Annotated in this window: 26 protein-coding genes; 14 read left to right on the forward strand and 12 right to left on the reverse strand. The window is 37.9% G+C overall.

The window, feature by feature from the left end:
* Positions 1-66 precede the first annotated feature (66 nt).
* Complete coding sequence (locus ACH0CI_RS20230) at positions 67-585, forward strand: hypothetical protein (RefSeq protein WP_406902146.1); 519 nt, start codon at positions 67-69, stop codon at positions 583-585.
* A 26-nt stretch (positions 586-611) separates the two neighbouring features.
* On the opposite strand, the gene ACH0CI_RS20235 is transcribed toward ACH0CI_RS20230, so the two are convergent.
* Positions 612-1,604: an NAD(P)/FAD-dependent oxidoreductase gene (locus ACH0CI_RS20235; protein ID WP_013059618.1), complete on the reverse strand. Its 993-nt coding sequence runs from the start codon at positions 1,602-1,604 to the stop codon at positions 612-614.
* Between the two features lie 493 nt (positions 1,605-2,097).
* On the opposite strand from ACH0CI_RS20235, the gene ACH0CI_RS20240 reads away from it, so the two are divergent.
* The 3 genes from ACH0CI_RS20240 (at position 2,098) to ACH0CI_RS20250 (ending at position 4,488) form a co-directional block, all read left to right on the forward strand.
* Positions 2,098-3,312, forward strand: coding sequence for an NAD(P)/FAD-dependent oxidoreductase (locus ACH0CI_RS20240; protein WP_033580456.1), 1,215 nt, complete (start codon positions 2,098-2,100; stop codon positions 3,310-3,312).
* Between the two features lie 123 nt (positions 3,313-3,435).
* Complete coding sequence (locus ACH0CI_RS20245; protein WP_406902147.1) at positions 3,436-3,759, forward strand: YuiB family protein; 324 nt, start codon at positions 3,436-3,438, stop codon at positions 3,757-3,759.
* Positions 3,760-3,840: 81 nt separating this feature from the next.
* Positions 3,841-4,488 (forward strand): 3D domain-containing protein, encoded by a 648-nt coding sequence (locus ACH0CI_RS20250; RefSeq protein ID WP_406902148.1) that lies wholly within the window; start codon positions 3,841-3,843, stop codon positions 4,486-4,488.
* Positions 4,489-4,530: 42 nt separating this feature from the next.
* Here ACH0CI_RS20250 and ACH0CI_RS20255 read toward each other — a convergent pair whose 3' ends face one another.
* On the reverse strand, positions 4,531-5,007 hold the full coding sequence (locus ACH0CI_RS20255) for a divergent PAP2 family protein (protein WP_013085319.1): 477 nt from the start codon (positions 5,005-5,007) through the stop codon (positions 4,531-4,533).
* 245 nt (positions 5,008-5,252) lie between these two features.
* Here ACH0CI_RS20255 and ACH0CI_RS20260 point away from each other — a divergent pair, with 245 nt between their 5' ends.
* Positions 5,253-6,746: a leucyl aminopeptidase gene (locus ACH0CI_RS20260; RefSeq protein WP_033580459.1), complete on the forward strand. Its 1,494-nt coding sequence runs from the start codon at positions 5,253-5,255 to the stop codon at positions 6,744-6,746.
* A gap of 268 nt (positions 6,747-7,014) precedes the next feature.
* Positions 7,015-8,334 carry a Na+/H+ antiporter family protein gene (locus ACH0CI_RS20265; RefSeq protein ID WP_033580460.1) on the forward strand — a complete coding sequence of 440 codons (1,320 nt, stop codon included), beginning with the start codon at positions 7,015-7,017 and terminating at the stop codon, positions 8,332-8,334.
* Positions 8,335-8,388: 54 nt separating this feature from the next.
* On the opposite strand, the gene ACH0CI_RS20270 is transcribed toward ACH0CI_RS20265, so the two are convergent.
* From ACH0CI_RS20270 to ACH0CI_RS20280, 3 genes are all read right to left on the reverse strand, one after another.
* Positions 8,389-8,580 carry a hypothetical protein gene (locus ACH0CI_RS20270; protein ID WP_033580461.1) on the reverse strand — a complete coding sequence of 64 codons (192 nt, stop codon included), beginning with the start codon at positions 8,578-8,580 and terminating at the stop codon, positions 8,389-8,391.
* A 116-nt stretch (positions 8,581-8,696) separates the two neighbouring features.
* Positions 8,697-9,233 carry an HD domain-containing protein gene (locus ACH0CI_RS20275; protein ID WP_013059610.1) on the reverse strand — a complete coding sequence of 179 codons (537 nt, stop codon included), beginning with the start codon at positions 9,231-9,233 and terminating at the stop codon, positions 8,697-8,699.
* Between the two features lie 175 nt (positions 9,234-9,408).
* Positions 9,409-9,777 carry a YuzC family spore coat inner layer protein gene (locus ACH0CI_RS20280; protein ID WP_033580462.1) on the reverse strand — a complete coding sequence of 123 codons (369 nt, stop codon included), beginning with the start codon at positions 9,775-9,777 and terminating at the stop codon, positions 9,409-9,411.
* Positions 9,778-9,883: 106 nt separating this feature from the next.
* Between ACH0CI_RS20280 and ACH0CI_RS20285 the strand changes: the two genes are divergently transcribed.
* Positions 9,884-10,267, forward strand: a complete 384-nt coding sequence (locus ACH0CI_RS20285) for a hotdog fold thioesterase (RefSeq protein WP_033580463.1) — start codon at positions 9,884-9,886, stop codon at positions 10,265-10,267.
* A gap of 345 nt (positions 10,268-10,612) precedes the next feature.
* Positions 10,613-11,227 carry a 3'-5' exonuclease KapD gene (gene kapD, locus ACH0CI_RS20290; protein WP_013085312.1) on the forward strand — a complete coding sequence of 205 codons (615 nt, stop codon included), beginning with the start codon at positions 10,613-10,615 and terminating at the stop codon, positions 11,225-11,227.
* A gap of 36 nt (positions 11,228-11,263) precedes the next feature.
* Here the strand turns inward: kapD and kapB are convergent, their stop codons facing one another.
* Entirely contained in the window at positions 11,264-11,644 is a 381-nt protein-coding gene (gene kapB / locus ACH0CI_RS20295; protein WP_034264171.1) for a kinase-associated lipoprotein KapB, read from the reverse strand.
* Positions 11,645-11,729: 85 nt separating this feature from the next.
* Between kapB and ACH0CI_RS20300 the strand changes: the two genes are divergently transcribed.
* Together ACH0CI_RS20300 and ACH0CI_RS20305 are read left to right on the forward strand one after the other, a co-directional pair.
* Positions 11,730-11,927, forward strand: a complete 198-nt coding sequence (locus tag ACH0CI_RS20300) for a hypothetical protein (protein WP_033580465.1) — start codon at positions 11,730-11,732, stop codon at positions 11,925-11,927.
* A 103-nt stretch (positions 11,928-12,030) separates the two neighbouring features.
* Positions 12,031-12,555, forward strand: a complete 525-nt coding sequence (locus ACH0CI_RS20305; RefSeq protein WP_033580466.1) for a superoxide dismutase family protein — start codon at positions 12,031-12,033, stop codon at positions 12,553-12,555.
* A gap of 35 nt (positions 12,556-12,590) precedes the next feature.
* On the opposite strand, the gene ACH0CI_RS20310 is transcribed toward ACH0CI_RS20305, so the two are convergent.
* Together ACH0CI_RS20310 and ACH0CI_RS20315 are read right to left on the reverse strand one after the other, a co-directional pair.
* On the reverse strand, positions 12,591-13,763 hold the full coding sequence (locus ACH0CI_RS20310; protein WP_406902149.1) for a MalY/PatB family protein: 1,173 nt from the start codon (positions 13,761-13,763) through the stop codon (positions 12,591-12,593).
* 169 nt (positions 13,764-13,932) lie between these two features.
* Positions 13,933-14,781, reverse strand: a complete 849-nt coding sequence (locus ACH0CI_RS20315; protein WP_033580468.1) for an alpha/beta fold hydrolase — start codon at positions 14,779-14,781, stop codon at positions 13,933-13,935.
* A 158-nt stretch (positions 14,782-14,939) separates the two neighbouring features.
* On the opposite strand from ACH0CI_RS20315, the gene ACH0CI_RS20320 reads away from it, so the two are divergent.
* The 3 genes from ACH0CI_RS20320 (at position 14,940) to yugI (ending at position 17,209) form a co-directional block, all read left to right on the forward strand.
* On the forward strand, positions 14,940-15,440 hold the full coding sequence (locus tag ACH0CI_RS20320) for an Lrp/AsnC family transcriptional regulator (protein WP_013059601.1): 501 nt from the start codon (positions 14,940-14,942) through the stop codon (positions 15,438-15,440).
* Complete coding sequence (locus ACH0CI_RS20325; RefSeq protein WP_013059600.1) at positions 15,440-16,600, forward strand: aminotransferase; 1,161 nt, start codon at positions 15,440-15,442, stop codon at positions 16,598-16,600. The genes ACH0CI_RS20320 and ACH0CI_RS20325 overlap by 1 nt, the downstream gene beginning before the upstream one ends.
* Positions 16,601-16,807: 207 nt before the next feature.
* Positions 16,808-17,209 carry a S1 domain-containing post-transcriptional regulator GSP13 gene (yugI, locus tag ACH0CI_RS20330; protein WP_013059599.1) on the forward strand — a complete coding sequence of 134 codons (402 nt, stop codon included), beginning with the start codon at positions 16,808-16,810 and terminating at the stop codon, positions 17,207-17,209.
* A gap of 43 nt (positions 17,210-17,252) precedes the next feature.
* Here the strand turns inward: yugI and ACH0CI_RS20335 are convergent, their stop codons facing one another.
* Positions 17,253-17,483: a DUF378 domain-containing protein gene (locus tag ACH0CI_RS20335; RefSeq protein WP_013059598.1), complete on the reverse strand. Its 231-nt coding sequence runs from the start codon at positions 17,481-17,483 to the stop codon at positions 17,253-17,255.
* Between the two features lie 220 nt (positions 17,484-17,703).
* On the opposite strand from ACH0CI_RS20335, the gene ACH0CI_RS20340 reads away from it, so the two are divergent.
* The gene (locus ACH0CI_RS20340; protein WP_013085305.1) at positions 17,704-18,867 is read left to right on the forward strand and encodes an iron-containing alcohol dehydrogenase; all 1,164 of its coding nucleotides are present in this window, start codon (positions 17,704-17,706) and stop codon (positions 18,865-18,867) included.
* Positions 18,868-18,909: 42 nt separating this feature from the next.
* Here ACH0CI_RS20340 and mnhG read toward each other — a convergent pair whose 3' ends face one another.
* From mnhG to ACH0CI_RS20355, 3 genes are read right to left on the reverse strand one after another with little or no spacing between them, the layout of a single operon-like run.
* A complete protein-coding gene (gene mnhG, locus ACH0CI_RS20345; protein WP_406902160.1) occupies positions 18,910-19,272 on the reverse strand; it encodes a monovalent cation/H(+) antiporter subunit G in 363 nt (120 codons plus the stop codon).
* A complete protein-coding gene (locus ACH0CI_RS20350) occupies positions 19,256-19,540 on the reverse strand; it encodes a Na(+)/H(+) antiporter subunit F1 (RefSeq protein ID WP_406902150.1) in 285 nt (94 codons plus the stop codon). The genes mnhG and ACH0CI_RS20350 overlap by 17 nt, the downstream gene beginning before the upstream one ends.
* The gene (locus ACH0CI_RS20355) at positions 19,541-20,017 is read right to left on the reverse strand and encodes a Na+/H+ antiporter subunit E (RefSeq protein WP_013059594.1); all 477 of its coding nucleotides are present in this window, start codon (positions 20,015-20,017) and stop codon (positions 19,541-19,543) included. It abuts the gene before it with no gap.
* Positions 20,018-20,023: the final 6 nt, after the last annotated feature.

Genomic DNA, 20,023 nt, shown 5'->3' on the forward strand with positions numbered 1-20,023 from the left:
TACCAAACTTATTGACGGAATAATCAGTCTTTTTTATACTCAATAAAAAAGAGGAGATGAACGGATTTGATAGATGCGACTCGTTACGACGCGGAACAAGTAGGAGGTTATGGAAGTTTTCGTAAAAAAAATATCCTGCCTATTCTATGGAAGGGGTTTATAAACTGGTTAAAACTTGAAAATAGGAAAATGGAGTCTAAGGATGCAAAAAGTATTCACTTCAGTGAATCGCATTTATTTGTTCAACATTTGCCTTTTTCCTCAGGTGAAGTCTGTCATCAAAACTCGTTCTCTGCGCCTCTTAACCATTCTGAACCTTACATTCGCTATTATGAAAATGCTAATGCATCTCTGGCCGAAAGCTATGGAGCAGTGGAAGGAGAGAATATTCTGCTGATTGAACGTATTGTCGGTCAATCAGAGGTAGTAAAATATTTAAGCAAGCTCGAAGGCTTGAAGGCCTACAGAATGAGCGTAACTAGTCAAGAAGGAAACCATTCCTTTTATGAAATCTGTTTAATAAGCAGTGATGCAGAAATGATGAGTGAAATCATTCATCGAATGGTTACACCAATCCAGCAATGAAAAAAAGCAGGCGAGAGCCTGCTTTTTTATGAGAACATTGACGTACTGTGCATAGGCTGTAAGCGAGCCTTTGGGTCAATGTATGCTTTAGCGTTATTAACGGCAGTCGGACCTTCGCCAAATCCTGCCACGATGAGTTTTACTTTTCCATCATATGTGCAGACATCACCTGCTGCATAGATGCCAGGAATATTTGTTTCTTGCTTTGAATTAACAACAATTGCATTTTTTTCTAAATCTAAGTCCCATTCTTTAATTGGACCTAGAGAAGAAACAAATCCAAAGTTTACAATAACATCATCTACGTCTACTACTGTCTTTTCTTCACCTTTTGTATTTTCTAACACAACTTGTGTAATACGGTCATCTCCAATAAATTCAACCGGTACATATGGTGTTTTAATATCAACTGATGAATTATGCAAGTTTTCTACGCTATGTTCATGAGCGCGGAACTTGTCTCGGCGATGCGTTAACGTTACTTTTTCTGCGATCGGCTCTAACATAAGAGACCAGTCTACAGCAGAATCCCCACCCCCGCATACTAATACTTTGCGGCCTTTGAATTTATTCATATCATCCACAAAATAATGAAGGTTCGTTTGCTCGAACTGTTCTGCATTTTCTAGCTCAATTTTACGGGGCTTAAATGCACCGTTTCCAGCCGTAATAATAATTGTTTTTGAATAGTGGACTTCAGAATTAGTAGTTAATCGGAATACACCGTCCGCTTGTTTTTCTACCTTTTCTACTGCTTGCTCTAGTGCAACTGCAGGTTTAAATTGATCCATTTGCTCTTTTAGGTTATTGACTAATTCTTGAGCACGTACTTTTGGAAACCCAGCTACGTCATAAATATATTTTTCAGGATATAAAGCAGAAAGCTGTCCACCGAGCTGTGGTAAGCTTTCAATAATTTTTACGCTCGCCTGACGCATACCGCCATAAAATGCTGTAAATAAGCCTGTAGGGCCGCCTCCGATGATGGTAATATCGTATACTTGTTTATCTTCTTTCATTTATAATCACCTCTAGATTGTTCTGTGCCAATGCATATTCTACTTTATGATAGCATAGTAAATTATAAAATATCATTAAAACACGCTGGAATGTTTGAGAAACTTTCTCAACTTAAAGATCAGTATTTGCAATCATTAACATAACCACACGTTTTGGTCAAATATAAAACTGGGTATACAGGAAAGTAATTGAAAATTTAAAAGCTTGTAAATACAAAGTGAAGGGTTGAAAAACCGATGAAAAAAGCATAAGATGTTTGTGTAAATCAAGCTAGGACTTATGCTTACATTTTTTTGAAAAAGAAAAAATGTATTTTTTTAAAAAAGAACGTGAAGTGATTCACATTATTTTTCTTATATGAATAATAAATGGATAGCGATGATCGTTCTTGCTCAAACTAACATAAAAAAGCAAACCAAATAAAATTGCTCTTATCATTATATTTGTAAGACATACTTGTGACTATAACTAAAAAAGGTGGATGACATTCCTATGAAAAAGCCTAAAATCGTCATTTTGGGTGCCGGGTATGGCGGCATTATGACAATTGTTAATTTACAAAAGAAACTGGGTGCTAGTGATGCGGAAATTGTTTTGGTAAATAAAAACGATTACCATTACGAAACGACATGGCTTCATGAAGTATCGGCAGGTACAATTCATCAAGATCGCTCTCGTGTTCCTGTTAAAAATTTAATTAACACGAATAAGGTTACATTTATTAAAGACACGGTCGTAGATATTAAGTTAGATGAAAAGCGTGTTCTTCTTGAAAACAGTGAGCTAACGTACGATTATTTAGTTGTTGCTTTAGGGTATGAAGCAGAAACTTTCGGAATTAAAGGTTTAAAAGAACATGCATTTACCATTACGAGCATTAATGCAGCACGTCAAATTCGTGAGCATATTGATTATGTGTTTGCGACGTACAACAATGAAGTGGAAAAAAGAGACGAACTTCTGACAATTATTGTTGGAGGTGCTGGCTTTACCGGCATTGAATTTGTGGGAGAATTAGCAAATCGAGTCCCTCAGCTTTGCAAAGAGTTTGATATCCCGCGTGAAAAAGTACGCGTTATTTGTGTAGAAGCAGCGCCTACGGCCTTGCCAGGTTTTGATCCGGAACTTGTAGAATATGCGGTAACACAGCTAGAACGAAAAGGAATCGAGTTCAAGATCGGAACAGCGATTAAAGAGTGTACAGAAGAAGGAATTATTGTATCAAAAGATGACCAAGTGGAAGAAATCAAATCAGCAACAGTTGTATGGGCTGCAGGTGTTCGAGGCAGTCATTTAATTGAAAAAGCTGGATTTGAGAACATGCGCGGACGTGTAAAAGTAAGCAATAGCTTGCTGGCACCAGGGCATGAAGATGTGTTTGTTATTGGAGATTGTTCACTAATGATTAACCCAGAAACAGAACGTCCTTATCCGCCAACAGCTCAAATCGCTATGCAACAAGGCGGTACCTGCGCTGAAAATATTAGCCGTTTGATGAAAGGGCAAAAAGAATTAAGCGAGTTCAAACCAGATATTAAAGGAACGGTATGTTCGTTAGGGCATGATGACGCAATTGGCGTTGTATACGGTCGAAAACTATTTGGTTCAAGCGCATCTTTTATGAAAAAAGTTGTTGATAATCGCTCGCTTTTCCTTCAAGGCGGAGCAGGTCTTGTATTGAAAAAGGGAAAATTTAATTTCTTTTAAAACAAAAAGCAAAAGGTCTTCAAACCTTTTGCTTTTTTTGGTATTAACTTACTTTTCTGTGATTGACGCCTTGATTACTCTTAAGTAAACTGAGAGTATAAAGAGTAACGGAGGCGAAAAGCAATGGAAATGAGTGTGCCTGTCCTAATTATCTCCATCTTGTTGTTTTTTGTGTTGTTTTTTGGAATCGGTTTCTTGTTGAATATGCTGCTTCGCATGTCTTGGATTATGGCCATTATTTATCCCGTAATTTTTATTCTTATTATTGATGATGTAAGAGCAGTTGATTACATTCAACATCCCGCTCACTCCTTTCAGCAGCTAGGTACAAAAGTGCTATCTTTAGCCGCAGCTGACATTGCGATTTTAATGGCTGGTTTTATAGGTGCACTAGCTTCAGGTATTACCATTAAATCTTTACGAACAAGAGGGTACCAAATGTTTTGAATGTAAATTCTTCTCGCGAACGAATAATTTGTTTTTATGTTGGAAACAAATAGATTCGTGAGAGGAGTTGTGGAAATCACAATGATTGGAAAAATAGCAAAGCGATTCATTATGTGCCTACTACTGGTCGGAGCGCTGTTTACAACATATGAAGCAATTACTGGCGTCCCAATAAACACGGTCATCAAATATATGCCTTTTATAAACAGTACAGGGCATCCTCTAATGAATGAAAGGCTCTTACCATCATTTCTAAAACCACTAAGAGCTGAAGCAGCTAGCAATGACAGAGAGCGTCTGACAATTGAAGAAGCATTTGATTGGTCGCGTTATCCAACTAAGAGTGTATTGGCTACGGGTTACACAGCTGGTTACGAATCAACTGGGAAAAATCCCAATCATCCAGGGTATGGTATTACATATTCGGGCGTTAAAGTAAAACGTGACTTGTATTCAACCATCGCTGCTGATTTAACCATATTTCCAATCGGCACGATCTTGTTCATTCCGGGCTATGGGTACGGAGTGGTAGCAGATAAAGGTGGGGCTATTAAAGGCGATCATCTTGATTTATACTTTGAAACTGTTTCTGATGTATATAACATATGGGGTAAGAAAGAATTAAACGTCTATGTAGTCAAATCAGGAGACGGCCGTTTAACTGAAGAAGAGTTAACAATGCTGAATGAAAAGAAATCGATGCAAGTTTTTCGTCAGCAGGTGAAATAAACGAGAAACACATGAAGCATTCTTCATGTGTTTTCTTATGTTTTATGGCCATACATAATACGTGACAAAAGCAACTGCTATTCCTGTTAAGGCTCCAAAGAAAACTTCAATGGGCTTATGTCCAAGCAGTTCTTTTAGCTTCACTTGTTTTTCGTCTTCTTCATTGGTCGTCCACAGCTTTGCCTCTTTTACCGCGCGCTGAAAATCTTCAACCAAACGATTTAAAACCGTTGCTTGCTCTCCTGCGTGTCTTCTTACTCCTTTAGCATCGAACATGACAATGATGGCAAAAATAGCGGAGAGAGCAAAAATAGGGGATTTAAGACCTTCTGCTAGCCCAATGGCAGTTGCTAAGGAAGTTACGGCTGCGGAGTGAGAGCTTGGCATGCCCCCCGTACTAAAAAATAAGCTTCCGTCTATTTTTTTAGTAGCTACAAAAGAAAGCGGAATCTTAATAAATTGAGCAAAGAAAATAGCGATTAATGAACTCCAAAGTGGAAAATTTGAGAATAACTCCATTGAGACGTCCTCCCTCAACTTAAAATGTCTGAAAAGCTAAACCCGTATGATGAAAAAAGCGGTAGATGAAAGTATATGTGTGAAACTAAGGGTTTTGAACTGTGATTAAAAATTGTATTTCTGCTATCATATGTATATAGATGAAAACAGTGGTGAATATGATATATATTCCACTTGCTGAATAGATTAAACAAAGCAGATGATAAATAAAAATAAAATCTCTATACGTAAAAGGGAGGAATTTTATGTTTTCGCACGTAGAAACATATGGTGTTGATCATCAAACAGAAGCGCTCGTAATCGGGTTATTTAATCAAAACCAACAGTTTGAAGGCTTTCTAAAAGAAATTGATGATGCTTTAGGTGGACAGCTCATTCATTTGATTAAGGAAGGAGATATTCGCGTACAGGAAAAGCGTATATCAACGATTCATACACTAGGAAAATTAGGAGCAAAACGTCTTTATTTTGTAGGGCTCGGACGAAAGCAAGCGTTAACTAAAAATGGGCTCAAAGAAAGCTTTGGCCTTTTATTTAAAAAGTTAAAAGAAGCAAAAATTTCAAACGCATCGGTCGTCCTTCCTACATTTGATACAGGAGAGTGGTCAGAGCAAGAAACTGCAGCTTTACTAGGAGAAGCTCAACAGCTTGCTATGTATGAGTTTGAAAACTACAAAAAGAAATCAAATGAGCCTGACAAGCAGCTTGAGAAAATTGAACTGTTTTCTTGTTATAAAGACGTTTTACAATCTGCGTTGGTTGGATATACGTACGGGAAAGCAACAAACTCAGCCCGCACCCTCGTTAACTTACCAAGCAATATGCTAACGGCTACAGATTTAGCTAATTATGCAGTAGAAATGGCACATACATATGGTTTTGAATATGAAATTTTAGAAAAAGAAGAGATGGAAACGCTAGGAATGGGCGCGTTGCTCGCAGTCAATCAAGGTTCCGCAGAGCCTCCTAAAATGATTGTGCTGAAATATCAAGGTAAAGAAAAATGGGAAGACGTTATTGGGTTGGTAGGAAAAGGAATTACCTTTGACACAGGTGGTTACTCTATCAAATCTAAAGACGGGATTGTAGGCATGAAAACAGATATGGGTGGAGCTGCATCTGTTCTTGGTGCAATGGAAGCGATTGGAGAATTAAAACCTCATCAAAACGTAGTAGCGGTCATTCCATCAACTGACAACGTTATTAGCGCGCGTGCCTTTAAACCAGATGATGTTATTACAGCAATGAATGGAAAGACAATAGAAGTGCTGAACACAGATGCTGAAGGGCGTTTAGCACTAGCTGATGGTATTTCATATGCCAAGCATCATGGAGCAAATTATTTAGTAGACGTGGCGACATTAACGGGTGGTGTAATTGTAGCTCTTGGTACACACACAACTGGGGCAATGACGAATGATTCTGCTTTATTGCAGCAAATAGCGAAAGCGAGCATTGAGACAGGCGAACCGATTTGGGAGCTGCCTATTACAGAACGAGACAAAAAGCGTGTTCGGGGAAGTAAAGTAGCAGATTTAAATAACTCTCCTGGACGGGAGGGGCACGCAATTATGGCAGGAACCTTTATTGGTGAGTTTGCAGAGCAAACACCATGGGTTCACTTGGATATTGCTGGAACTGCAACATCCGCTGCTTCTCATGAGTTAGGACCTTCAGGTGCAACAGGCGTGATGGTGCGAACCCTAGCTGCGATGGTTTGTTCATTTGAAGCCAATTAATAAAAAGAACATAGCAGTGATAGAAAGAAACGTAAAAAGAAGCATCGAAGATGCTTCTTTTTTAATATGTTTACATAACATTTTTTTCTTTTTAGGAAGAAAAGATTGTTTAAAAAAATCCTTATATTGTTAAGGATGTAGAGAAGTTAAACAAACGTTTATTTAGTAAGATGATTGACTTTTTTTCTATACCTAATATAATGAACATGTTGTTTATCTCTCTAATGTTTTAATGAGATAAAGTAAAAAGAAAAATGGAGGTTTCAAAATGAATGCAGTATTAATAGCTGTGCTCGTGATGCTGATTTTGAGCTTATTGCGTATCAACGTTGTCTTTTCTTTAGCGGTCGGAGCGCTAATTGGAGGACTTGTTGGCGGTATCAGCCTCACAGATACAGTAAGTATATACACAGATGGTCTTGGAAACAGTGCTTCTGTTGCATTAAGCTATGCTTTGCTTGGAGGATTTGCAATGGCTGTTTCGCGGACAGGGCTGCCTGATGCCGTTGTTCAGCTAGCGTTGAAAATAGTAGGAAAAGAAGGAGAAACGAAAAAGAAGTCACTGTCAAAAGTACTAATTTTATTGATCATCCTTATTATTTCGTGTTTTTCTCAAAATGTTATTCCGGTTCACATTGCATTTATTCCGCTTTTAATTCCACCGCTATTAAAAGTATTTAATCAGTTGAAAATAGATCGCCGATTAGTCGCAACAGTTATTACATTTGGATTGGTTACACCTTATATGTATTTGCCGGCAGGATTCGGTAAGATTTATCACGACATTTTATTTACTAACATCAAAGAAAGTGGATTAACGATTGATAAAGGAGATATTACCACGGCGATGGCTCTTCCAGCTTTAGGAATGGTAGCGGGCTTATTGTTTGCTGTGTTTATTTCGTACCGTAAGCCGCGCAGTTATAAAGACATTGACATTGATCAAGGCGCAGAGGAGCGTACAGGTTACACAACAAGAGGGATTATAGTAGCGTTACTTGCGATTGTAGCGGCTTTAACTGTGCAGCTCTTAGTAGATTCTATGATTTTCGGAGCGCTTGCAGGAATTGTGGTCGTTTATTTCAGCGGGGCTTTGAAGTGGAATGAAGCAGATCCAGTATTAACGAACGGAATGAGAATGATGGCTTTCATCGGATTTGTTATGCTGTCAGCCTCTGGTTTTGCAAAAGTTCTTCAAGAAACTGGAGATGTAGAAGCACTTGTAAAAGGCTCTGTTGCTCTTATTGGCGGAAACCAAATGCTGGGTGCATTTCTTATGCTTGTCATCGGGCTTTTAGTCACAATGGGCATTGGTTCTTCTTTCTCTACCATTCCAATTATCGCGACGATTTTTGTTCCTCTTTGCTTAGAACTTGGTATGAGTCCAATGGCAACGATTTGTATTGTTGGTACAGCGGGAGCGCTTGGAGACGCTGGTTCACCAGCTTCAGACAGTACGCTTGGACCAACATCTGGACTAGCAGTCGATCGTCAACATGATCATATCTGGGATACGTGTGTACCAACTTTTCTTCACTATAACATTCCACTCATTATTTTTGGGTGGGTTGCCTCAGTTATCTTGTAAATAGAGGGTCTCTAATGAAAAAAAAGCAGCCGATCAAAACCGGCTGCTTTTTTTTCATGCTTGAGAAAGAGTAGAAGCAGTGCTGTCACAAGCTCCTAATGCTTGCTCTACAGCCTGAAGAGATTGTTCAATATGTTCGCGATTTGAATCTTTCTCTACTGTTTGAAGAGCTTGTTCAAGGCTTGCTTTTGCCTGATTTAATGACGTACAAGAATCCTGCACGTAACCTCTAGCGTTTTTAGACATTCTTCTTCCTCCTAACTAACCAAAAATGAGAATCAATAAGTAGTATGAGTAATTTGCAGGGAATTATGAGGAGAAATAATAAAAAGGATTAACTCTTATGAAAGGAGTTAATCCTGTCAGCCTAACTGTTTAAATTGGTTGGAATGTAGAAGTTCAAGCACTTTCTTATCAAGCTCCTTAATTTTCTTTACAGCCAAATTGTATTCCATTTCACGGTAATGATGTTTGCCGCCTGGCTCTTCATCAGCTTCATCAGCTAGTTTGACTACTTTTTGAAGAGGGCGTTGCTGAATGGTTCCTTCAGGCAAATAGGAGTCTGTGTGTAGTAAAATAGCTAAGGCAATTTCTTTTGCCGCCTGAGGTTCCTCGCCTAAACGAATGAGTAATTTATGTGCACGTTCAGCACCTTTAATAGCGTGAATATCATTTTGACGATACTTCTCATAATCCCACTGACCATTTGTGTACCATTCGTAGTGGCCAATATCATGAAGCAGCGCTGCTTTTGTAGCTAAATCAGGGTTTACATTATGCTGTACAGATAGACGAAACGCATGATAGGCGACCGATACAGCATGCGCAACGCCAGATCGTGTTAAATATTTTTGAGCGATAGGATGCGTGAAAATTTCTACTAGCGTAACATGTCTCATCCTGTCATCCCTCCTAAAGAAAAAATATATTTCCAAATACGATATCATATTTATTTCCTAAATACAATTATCGTGTAATTTGTTTTTACATCCAAAAACGGCATATATTATAATATTCGAAACAAAACAACATGTACATCTTTTTCAAAAGAAAATAAGACTTTTTTCCTTGTGTTTACCATTTAATATTTAACGAAACGTGACAGCAGTCAAATTGGTTATCGGGATGAATAAACGTAATTTTAATATAGTCTGGCGTATAAAAAACATCAATTTTGGCCTTAACGCCTGTTGAAAGAATGAGTCTTTTTACTTCACTCATTTTAGATTCTTGAGCAGCAGCTTTTATTTTTTTTATTAAAGCTGGCGAAGCGTTAGCTCTTTGAATAAATATGGTAGCGCTTTGCATGGTAGAGGGAATCACTTTAAGAGATTGCTGGAAAGTCGCTATGTCCGCCTCAGGTAAGCTAGGTACCCTGTATGTATAAGGGTGAGGCATGTAGTACGATGGCCAGTAGTAAGACAAGGGAGCAAATGGTTTCATATAAGAATCCTCCTAAAAAACGGATTTTTATTATGTATATGTAGAGGGTTCGTATATGTTGTAGCAAAACCGTTATTGTATACTAGATACAAAGGGAGGTATGTATATGAAAACAAAAGATACGCTGTTAGAAGCATTAGGAATTGAGATTATTAGCGCAAGTGAACAAAGAGTGGAAGCGACGATGCCTGTTGATGAGCGAACGCGTCAGCCATTCGGGCTTTTGCACGGAGGAGCATCGGTGGCGTTAGCCGAAACTGTGGCTAGTCTAGGTGCTATTAAAAGTGTAGATATTGAAAAAGAAATCTGTGTGGGTTTAGAGATTAATGCTAATCACATCAAAGGGAAAAAAGATGGAACAGTTACAGCTATAGGCGTTCCTTTACATAAAGGAAAAAAAACAGCGGTTTGGGAAGTGAAAATTCAAGATGAAGAAGAGAATTTAATCTGTATATCCCGGTGCACGCTTGCTATTCTGCCTAAAGCTTAAATATAAGAAAGGCTTAGTCTAAAAGGTGTGAGGTATGCTTTTGAAGTCAGGAGGAGCACCTCACACACTGATGTGAGAGCTTAAAGAGAATTTGGAAGAGCGGATACATAAAAAAGTGAAAAAATAGGTAAAAAAAAGAAGCGAAATTATGTCTATTCGTGACAGTTACCCTGCGCATAGAGACATGCTCTAGAATATAGTAGTAGTAAAGTATTCTTTTTATTCAGCAACTAGAATATTCATAATATTAAAAATAAGAACAGAAAATAGACCTTCCGATTGTTCAATCGTGCTATAATAGCATTAATATAGTAGGGCGGTTTATTTTACAAAGGGGTGATAATATTGGATAAGAACTCTCAGTATTTATTCATTGATTTTGAATTTACAATGCCAGAGTATAAAGGTTTTCCAAAAGGCTTTTTTCCGGAAATCATTGAAGTTGGTTTGGTGTTTGTTAAAAATCAAGAAATCATTGATCGTTTCTCCTCTTACGTACAGCCTACACACTTTACAAAATTAACTGAGCGCTGTAAATCATTTCTCCATATCGAACAAAATCAAGTAAATGAAGGAATTACGCTAGAGCAGCTTGTACAGCGACTGGGCATGTATAAAAACAGCACGATTATTACATGGGGAAACATGGATATGAAAGTATTAAGGCAGTGCTGTCAAAAAAATAAGGTGCCGTTTCCTTTTACAGGTAAAGAAATTGATCTTTCGATGGAGTATAAGCGCTTTTTTGGAGATCAAAATCAAACCGGCCTTTGGAAAGCTGTGCAAGAGTATGGTAAAGAAGGAACTGGAAAGCACCACTGCGCGCTTGATGATGCGATGACTACACTCAACATCTTTAAGCTTGTAGAAAAAGATAAGCGGTACCTTCAAAAGCCGGAGCCGACGACCATAGGAGATCGAATCGATTTTTCAAAAGTATTAAATAAATTTGCATTATAAAAGCCAAATCACTTCTATGTGAATTTGGCTTTTTGCTTAATGAATACCGTACTCTTTTTTTAACTCTTCTAAACAGGCAATACTTGCTTGAGCAAAAGCGCTATCTTTGGCTTGTTGTTCAGCTATCTTTAATTCAAGGGCTTTTTTTAGTGAATGCTTATAATCAGGAACGCTGTCTTCATAGAGATGAACCATTTTTTGAGGAATGTTGGCCTGCTCTCGAAACGCAAGTGCTTTTCGCTCGTGAAAAAAAGGTACGTCCACTTGTCCAGGATTATGTAAGTCACCTTGTTCTGGATGCTTCAACACAGCTTGAATTCGTACAACATAATGCAGATCTCGAACTTGTGTAATTTCACCGATGTATTTCCCGGTTTTATAAAGTGCTGTAACGGTTTGACCAATTGTAAATGTCATATTGCCAGATCTCCTTTAAGTAAAGTGTTTGTTATAAACAGTATAAATCAAAACCTACTACCGTTTCTATGAAAGGATGTTGTACATGATGTATTTAATGTTTTTGCTTTATTTTCCGGAAGATAAAACAGAATATATTCCTGCTTTTGCTACAATGGCGATTTTTGTACTAGCAGCAGTTGCAGTCTGGCGGTTCATCATCAAGGTGTCTAAAAAAGAAGAAGAAAAAACGAAGGAATTAGAAGCAAAGCTGAAAGAACAAGAAAATAAGAAGTCACTCTAATGAAATGCAAATAAAATGTAAGCGTTTAAAATAATATGTTGCTGGACAATCTATGGAAAGACATCTAAAACTTTCGCTAGTGCGTATGCGATTGGAGGGCAACATGAAAAAACTATTACTCATTGGAACCGTGCCTTTTTTCTTGTTAACAGGGTGTATGGAAAAAGAAATATCCAATAAAGAAGTCAAAGTCTATAACGCAGATGGAGATAGCATCGGTACAGTCAAATTGAAAGAGCAGGCTGATGGAATTGAGTTTACGTACGATTTAAGCGGACTTCCACCTGGCGAACACGGCGTACATATTCATGAAATGGGGATTTGCAAAGCTCCTAACTTTAAAAGTGCAGGAAATCACCTTGATCCTGATAAAAAGAAACACGGACTGTTAAATCCAAAAGGACCACATTTAGGCGATATGAAAAATATTGTGGTAGAAGACGATCAGACGTATAAAGGAACGGATATGGTTCCTCAAGTCACGTTAAAAGAAGGAAAGACGTCTCTCGTTAAGCGTATGGATGGTTCCTCTCTTGTCATTACTGAACAAGGTGATGATGGAATGACAGAGCCATCAGGTAATTCTGGCAAGCGAATCGCGTGCGGAGTTATTTCAAAAAAACATTAAAAACAGCGTTCTTTCGTGAGAAAGAACGCTGTTTTTTACGTTAAAGCTATTTTTAAGCGATTTAATCCTTCTTGAAGTTGTTCATGTGAACAGCCAATGTTCAAGCGAATAAAACCTTTTCCATATGTGGAACTGTATTTTTCGCCTTTTTCTACGGCGATTTTGCCTTTTTCTAATAAACGTTCATGTAATTCTTCTTCTGATAAGTGCAGCTTGTTGCAGTCAATCCATAGTAGATAAGTTCCTTCCGGCTGAATGACTCGCAGTTCAGGTAAGTGTTCACTTATAAACCCTGTCACGAGATCTACATTTTTCTTCAGATACACAAGCAGTGCTTCTAGCCATTCGCCACCTTCGCTGTAAGCTGCTTCTAAACCAATGATTCCAAATGTATTTAAATTAGAGAAACCTTGTTTTTGCTGCTGCTGAACATACTGTGTGCGCAGCTTCTCATTTGGAATAATAATAGCTGAAGCTTGAAGTCCTGGTATATTGAATGTTTTGCTAGGGGCCATACACGTAATGGTTCGATTGGCTGCATCTTCACTTACCATGCTGATGGGAATGTGTTTATAAGGATGGTAAATTAGATCAGAATGAATTTCATCTGAAACAATTAATACATTGTATTTTTGACAAAGATCGGCAAGCTTCTTCAGTTCTTCTTTTGTCCACACGCGTCCTACTGGATTATGAGGACTGCAAAGAATCATTAATTTTACGCCTTCTGCAAATTTTTTCTCTAAATCTGCAAAATCAATTTCGTATTTATCGCCCGCAAGTTTTAACGGATTTTCAACAACTTCTCGATCATTTACCTCTATCATGTTGAAAAACGGAGTATAAACTGGAGGTTGAACTAAAATTGAATCTCCAGGTTCCGTAAATGCTTGAATAGCCATACTCAGGGCAAATACAACTCCTGGACTGTATGTAATCCATTCATGATCAATGGTCCACTGATGCTTGTTTTTTACCCAAGATGATAAAGCATTTGCTGTAGATTCAGTAGGGGAAGTGTAGCCGAAAATACCGTGTTTGACACGCTCATTAATGGTTTGAAGAACATTAGGCGGCGCTTGGAAATCCATATCAGCTACCCAAAAAGGCAGAACATCTTTTGCTCCAAAAACGAGATCCGTTTTGTCCCACTTTACGGACTGCGTACCTGTACGATTAATTAATTGATCAAAAGAAAAAGTAGACAATAAAAGTACCCCCTTTTTTAATATAATAGTTTGCTTATTTTTAATACGTTTGTCAACGAAGTTAACTTGTGAAGTCAATAAAGAAAGTGGGAAAATTGGCTGAAGCACCACTAATAAATTTTTTATTAAAGTTAGCGCCTCGTGTGAAATATATGAACTCGCTCCGTCATTATTGAGACAGGGCTTTTTCACTGTACAAGAAATCGACCATATGAGACTGCACAATGTCGGGACACTCTTCTGGTAAAAGATGTCCAATTTCCTTTAACGAGATAAAGGTAGAGTCTGTCAAATCATCTTTTAATTTACGTCCGAGATGTAAAGGGACAACTCGGTCTTCTTCTCCCCAAATGAGTAAACTTGGTTTTTTTATGTGCTGCAAATCCTTTGAGGAGAGGTCTCCTTCTCGATCACGAATCATTCTTGTCAAAGCCATAAACGTACGGTCATCCAAAAAGGGTTCAGTATAGCCATCAATCATTTCTTCGTCGATTAACTGATGATCAAATACGACATTTTGTAAGTTACCTAATACACCTTTGCGAGACAGCCACGTTTTTACCCACAGATAAAAGAAGGGAACATAAGAAGACATGACCAACCCATAATGTGAAGGGCCTAAATAAGCTGAGCTGCACAGAAGAACGAGTTTTGATACACAAGAAGGCTTTAATTTTGCTACGTTTAAACAAACCTGTCCTCCCATTGAGTGTCCCGATAGTACAACATCTTTCAATTTTAAGTATTCAATCAACTCGATGACAATTTTGGCTAAGTTTTTATACGAGTATTGAAAGGTTAACGATTTTTCACTTCGCCCAAATGGCGGAAGGTCCAGCGTAATGATAGAAAACGTATCTTCAAATAAAGGAATTAAACGCCGAAAGCTAAAACTGGATGATAAAAAGCCGTGAATAAATACAATAGCTGGTTTATCAGGGTGATAGTTATGGCATTCGTAGTAAACATTGACGCCATTAAAAGTACGCTGGTGGCAAGTAATTTTAGAGTCAGTCAATTTGTTTCACTCCATCTTTTTCTTTCTAGTCTGTCCTAATTTCCAGCAATCTATAAAATGAAACTCAATTACCGGTATAGATTTCACATTAAAGATGTGTTTAAATTTGATATAATGGAAAAAGTGAAAAAATTTAATCGGTGTAGGAGGGGAACGCGGTGTTCTTAGAAGAAAAAGAGTTAGAAATTTTAGAAATTCTAGAAAAAAATAGCCGTATTTCAATAGATAGTATTTCAAAAATGGTGGATTTAACGTTTGAAGAAACCTCTAATATTGTTAAAAAGTTAGAGAGAGAAAAAGTAATTGTGCAATATTCAGCTGATATTAACTGGAGACGAGTAGATGGACATGAGGGCGTCACAGCTATGATAGATGTAAAAGTTGCACCAAAGCGAGGAGTAGGCTTTGACGAGATTGCGGAGCGCATCTATCGTTTTCAAGAAGTAAAATCCGTGTACCTAATGTCAGGAGCATATGATTTGTCTGTTATTATTGAAGAAAAATCAATGTCTGAAGTAGCATTTTTCGTTTCTGAAAAGCTTTCTACGCTAGACTCTGTTTTATCTACAACGACTCACTTTATTATGAAAAAATACAAGCACGATGGTACCATCTACGACCAAGGCGATGAAGATCGCAGAATCGTGGTGTCTCCGTAATGAAAGAGCGCTTGTCAACAACTGTACAACAGCTGAAACCTTCAGGTATTCGCCGCTTTTTTGATTTAGCAGCAAGTATGGATAACGTCATCTCTCTTGGAGTAGGTGAACCTGATTTTGTCACATCTTGGGCTGTTCGAGAAGCGAGTATTTTATCGTTGGAAAGAGGATATACCTCTTATACAGCAAATGCGGGGCTTTTAGAGCTCCGCTTTGAAATTATGAAGTATATGAAAAGAAATTTTAACGTCTCGTATGATTATAAAGATGATATTATTGTGACCGTTGGAGGAAGTCAGGCTTTAGACATTACAATGCGAGCTTTGATTAACCCTGAAGATGAGATTATTGTCGTGGAGCCAAACTTTGTGTCTTACAGCCCGTTAATTTCTCTAGCAGGAGGAGTTCCTGTGGCAATTGAAACAACGGCGGAAACAGAGTTTAAACTACAGCCTAGACAGATTGAAGAAGTCATTACAAGCAACACGAAAGCCCTTCTTTTATGTTCTCCTAATAATCCAACAGGAAGTTCACTATCTAAAGAAGAGTTGCAGGCTATTGCGGATATTGTAATCAAGCATGACTTGCTTGTTATCACGGATGAAATATATGCAGAATTAACATATGATGAAGAATTTACATCTATTGCTTCTTTAGAAGGAATGAAAGAACGAACTATTATTATTTCAGGCTTTTCTAAAGGGTTTGCTATGACTGGATGGCGTCTTGGGTATATATGTGCACCAACTGAGATTGCTAAAGCAATGCTGAAAATTCATCAGTATACAATGATGTGTGCGCCTACCATGGCCCAGTATGGGGCAATTGAAGCACTACAAAATGGGCAGCATGACGTAGAAGAGATGAGAAAAAGCTATCGCAGAAGACGGAACTATATGGTAAAGTCATTAAATCAAATTGGTCTGGAATGCCATTCTCCCGGAGGAGCATTTTATGTGTTCCCGTCTATCAAGAAAACGGGATTGTCATCGGAAGAATTTGCTGAGCAGCTTTTGCTTGAAGAACGAGTAGCCGTCGTGCCAGGCAATGTATTTGGAAAAGGCGGAGAGGGACATATTCGCTGTTCATACGCCTCTTCAATGGAATCATTAGAAGAATCCATAAAACGGATTAGCCGTTTTGTTGAAAATAAGTTATAATAAAAATAAGATATTATGTCATATCGTATAGACGGTTTGATATAATATCTTTTTTGCTATGATGAAATGTAGTGTTAGTTTATATTTGTGACGAAATTGGTAAATAATAAATATAGTATAACTACTTTTTGATTCAATCTATGAACTGTGCTATAATTTTAAATTGGCTATAATGGTGAAAATAATAAGGTATCTAGGAGTGTTTATATGTCAAAATTTGAAATCGGTACTGTTACAAAAGGTAAAGTAACAGGAATTCAACCATACGGTGCATTCGTTGCATTAAATGAAGAAACTCAAGGATTAGTTCATATCTCAGAAGTAAAACATGGCTTCGTTAAAGATATTAACGAACATTTATCAGTAGGAGACGAAGTAAACGTTAAAGTTTTATCTGTTGATGAGTCAACTGGTAAAATTGGTTTATCTATTCGTGCAACTGAGCCAGCTCCAGAAAAAACTGAAGCTTCTGCACCTAAAAAACCTGCTAAAAAGCGTCAAGGTCAAGCAACAGTTCATACTGAATCTACTCAAGGATTCAACACATTAAAAGAAAAATTAGAAGAGTGGATTGAGCAATCAAACCGCGAAGATCTAATTAAGAAATAAGAAATATGAAAAAAAGAAGGATAGCTTAGCTATCCTTCTTTTTTTAATGTTCCGTTCTAGGTTCTGTACGCTCTACTTCAGCAGAAGGTTTAAATAATAGACCTAGGTTAATCAGTCCTGCGATTCCAACCAATCCATAAATAATGCGGGAGAAAGCAGATGTTTGACCGCCGAAGATTGCTGCTACTAAATCAAATTGAAAAAAGCCAATAAGTCCCCAGTTAATTGCTCCAATAATCGTTAATACGAGCGCAATACGTTGAATACCACTCATGATGAACCCTCCTTGTTTTGTAGTTCACTTATTAGCCTGCTTTTTTTAGAGGGAAATATGCATATTTGCTTTTGGAAGATACAGACAAATAAACGTTCATTTGGATGGGGTGAGCATCTAGCTAACAGGGAATAATCTTTAGGAAGTCAATTTTCTTTACAATCAAAAAGTTGTTCTTCATAATGATGCATGTAATCAAGCTCGTAAGGAGGAGTTTATAGTGAACAATTTTACATTTTATAATCCCACAAAATTAATTTTTGGTAAAGGTCAATTAGAGCAATTAAAAACAGAAGCAAGTCGCTTTGGTAAAAAGATATTATTAGTATACGGCGGAGGAAGTGTAAAACGCAGCGGTTTATACGATCAAGTAATGGATGTACTGAATGACATGAATGCAGAAGTACATGAGTTAGCGGGAGTAGAACCGAATCCTCGTCTGACAACTGTTCGCAAAGGAATCGATATTTGTAAAGAAAACGGTATTGAATTTTTACTTGCAGTAGGTGGAGGAAGCGTAATCGATTGTACAAAAGCAATCGCAGCAGGCGCAAAATATGATGGCGACGTATGGGACATCATTAACCGCGACGTATTCGCAGCTGAAGCTCTTCCATTTGGAACAGTGCTAACATTAGCAGCAACAGGTTCAGAAATGAATGCTGGTTCTGTTATTACAAATTGGGAAACACAAGAAAAATACGGCTGGGGCAGTCCGGCAACATTCCCTCAATTCTCTATTTTAGATCCGGTTAATACATTTACTGTACCAAAAAATCAAACAGTTTATGGCATGGTTGACATGATGAGCCACGTATTTGAACAATATTTCCATGCTGCAACAAATACGCCGCTTCAAGATCGCATGTGTGAAGGTGTGCTACAAACGGTTATTGAAACGGGACCAAAATTATTAAACGACTTAGAAAACTACGAGTTACGTGAAACGATTTTATACAATGGTACCATCGCATTAAACGGTATGTTACAAATGGGACACCAAGGCGATTGGGCTACTCATAATATTGAGCATGCGGTATCAGCTGTATATGATATTCCACATGCGGGTGGACTCGCAATTTTATTCCCGAACTGGATGAAACACGTAATGGATGAGAACGTAGATCGCTTCAAGCAAGTAGCTGTACGCGTATTTAACGTAGATACGGAAGGTAAGACAGATAAAGAAGTAGCACTTGAAGGTGTGGATAAGCTTCGTGAATTCTGGTCAAGCCTAGGTGCACCAACTCGCTTAGCTGATTATGATATTGGCGAAGACAAATTAGATCTTATGGCTGATCGTGCAATGGCCAAAGGTGAATTTGGTAAATTTAAAAAATTAAACAAAGAAGATGTACTAGCAATCCTACGCGCTTCTTTATAAGATTCTCGATAAAAAACGCCGTGCAAACCGCACGGCGTTTTTTTATTCATGATGGGTAAGCTTTTTCTGCTGTTTGGTTTTCAAATCATCCCGAATGGTTTTATCAGAAAGAGGAACTCCGCTGTAATAAGCTGCTCTTCCTAGTAAATGTCCAGCAATAGGAGAGGTGATAAACACAAAGACAATCGCTAAAATTAACCGTGCACTAATATGGCCAGTGTCAATCCAAAAGTAGAGTAAGCAGCCCACTAATATAAACAGGACGCCTAAGGTAGCACTTTTGGAGGCAGCATGACTTCTTGTGTACGTATCAGGCAAACGAATAAGCCCAATCATGGTCACAACTGTCAGAAGAGACCCTATGAGTACCAAAGCTCCTACAATGATTTCACTGATCACGTTCATATTCAATCACTTCTCCTTTCTCTAAAAACTTAGAAAAAGCAACGGTACCTACAAAGGCTATGATGCCTAGCAGTAAAATGACTTCGAAAAAAGCCTGAGTTCGAAAAATAATCGAGATGATGGCCGTGATAGCAATGATGTTAATTCCAATAGCATCAAGGGCCATTGCTCGGTCAGCAGTTGACGGACCTTTTAACACTCGGTAAACAAACCCAATAGTTGAAGCAGAAATGAGAATGAGCGAAACGTTTAGAAAAATATCGAGCATTTAACGACTCACCTCCATAATAGCTTTTTCGAATGTTTGCTGAATATCTGTAATAATGTCATCAATATCGTCGGTATTGATTGCATGAATATAGATAGTAGAATTGTCATCTGACACATCCATTACCAGTGTGCCTGGCGTTAGCGTAATTAAAAGAGAAAGAATGGTAATTTCCCATTCACTCTCCAGACGGGTTGGCATTGCAAAGATGGCTGGCTGAATATTTAATTTAGGGCGCAATACGTCTTTCGTCACTGCAATATTGGCTTTGAATAATTCTCGTATGAAAATAAACAGCAGCTTAATGATCGCATATACTTTATGCAGGTAAAAACGTCTGTGAAAAAAACGGCGGAAAACAAACAGCAGTACCGCTCCCCAGAAAAATCCTATAATAAAGGAAGGTAGTGTCCAAATCCCTCTCAAAAACATCCATGTGAATGCAATGATTACGTTTAATAATAGTTGAAATGACATGCAGAT

Origin of the sequence: Priestia sp. 179-F W1.4 NHS (genome assembly GCF_045369295.1) — a bacterium.
Lineage (GTDB): Bacteria > Bacillota > Bacilli > Bacillales > Bacillaceae_H > Priestia > Priestia zanthoxyli.

Coding starts and splice junctions, on each gene's coding strand:
- ACH0CI_RS20235 (WP_013059618.1), bottom strand. CDS start 1,604: ATGAAAGAAGATAAACAAGTATACGATATTACCATCATCGGAGGCGGC.
- ACH0CI_RS20240 (WP_033580456.1), top strand. CDS start 2,098: ATGAAAAAGCCTAAAATCGTCATTTTGGGTGCCGGGTATGGCGGCATT.
- ACH0CI_RS20245 (WP_406902147.1), top strand. CDS start 3,436: ATGGAAATGAGTGTGCCTGTCCTAATTATCTCCATCTTGTTGTTTTTT.
- ACH0CI_RS20250 (WP_406902148.1), top strand. CDS start 3,841: ATGATTGGAAAAATAGCAAAGCGATTCATTATGTGCCTACTACTGGTC.
- ACH0CI_RS20255 (WP_013085319.1), bottom strand. CDS start 5,007: ATGGAGTTATTCTCAAATTTTCCACTTTGGAGTTCATTAATCGCTATT.
- ACH0CI_RS20260 (WP_033580459.1), top strand. CDS start 5,253: ATGTTTTCGCACGTAGAAACATATGGTGTTGATCATCAAACAGAAGCG.
- ACH0CI_RS20265 (WP_033580460.1), top strand. CDS start 7,015: ATGAATGCAGTATTAATAGCTGTGCTCGTGATGCTGATTTTGAGCTTA.
- ACH0CI_RS20270 (WP_033580461.1), bottom strand. CDS start 8,580: ATGTCTAAAAACGCTAGAGGTTACGTGCAGGATTCTTGTACGTCATTA.
- ACH0CI_RS20275 (WP_013059610.1), bottom strand. CDS start 9,233: ATGAGACATGTTACGCTAGTAGAAATTTTCACGCATCCTATCGCTCAA.
- ACH0CI_RS20280 (WP_033580462.1), bottom strand. CDS start 9,777: ATGAAACCATTTGCTCCCTTGTCTTACTACTGGCCATCGTACTACATG.
- ACH0CI_RS20285 (WP_033580463.1), top strand. CDS start 9,884: ATGAAAACAAAAGATACGCTGTTAGAAGCATTAGGAATTGAGATTATT.
- kapB (WP_034264171.1), bottom strand. CDS start 11,644: ATGACATTTACAATTGGTCAAACCGTTACAGCACTTTATAAAACCGGG.
- ACH0CI_RS20300 (WP_033580465.1), top strand. CDS start 11,730: ATGATGTATTTAATGTTTTTGCTTTATTTTCCGGAAGATAAAACAGAA.
- ACH0CI_RS20305 (WP_033580466.1), top strand. CDS start 12,031: ATGAAAAAACTATTACTCATTGGAACCGTGCCTTTTTTCTTGTTAACA.
- ACH0CI_RS20325 (WP_013059600.1), top strand. CDS start 15,440: ATGAAAGAGCGCTTGTCAACAACTGTACAACAGCTGAAACCTTCAGGT.
- yugI (WP_013059599.1), top strand. CDS start 16,808: ATGTCAAAATTTGAAATCGGTACTGTTACAAAAGGTAAAGTAACAGGA.
- ACH0CI_RS20335 (WP_013059598.1), bottom strand. CDS start 17,483: ATGAGTGGTATTCAACGTATTGCGCTCGTATTAACGATTATTGGAGCA.
- mnhG (WP_406902160.1), bottom strand. CDS start 19,272: ATGAACGTGATCAGTGAAATCATTGTAGGAGCTTTGGTACTCATAGGG.
- ACH0CI_RS20350 (WP_406902150.1), bottom strand. CDS start 19,540: ATGCTCGATATTTTTCTAAACGTTTCGCTCATTCTCATTTCTGCTTCA.
- ACH0CI_RS20355 (WP_013059594.1), bottom strand. CDS start 20,017: ATGTCATTTCAACTATTATTAAACGTAATCATTGCATTCACATGGATG.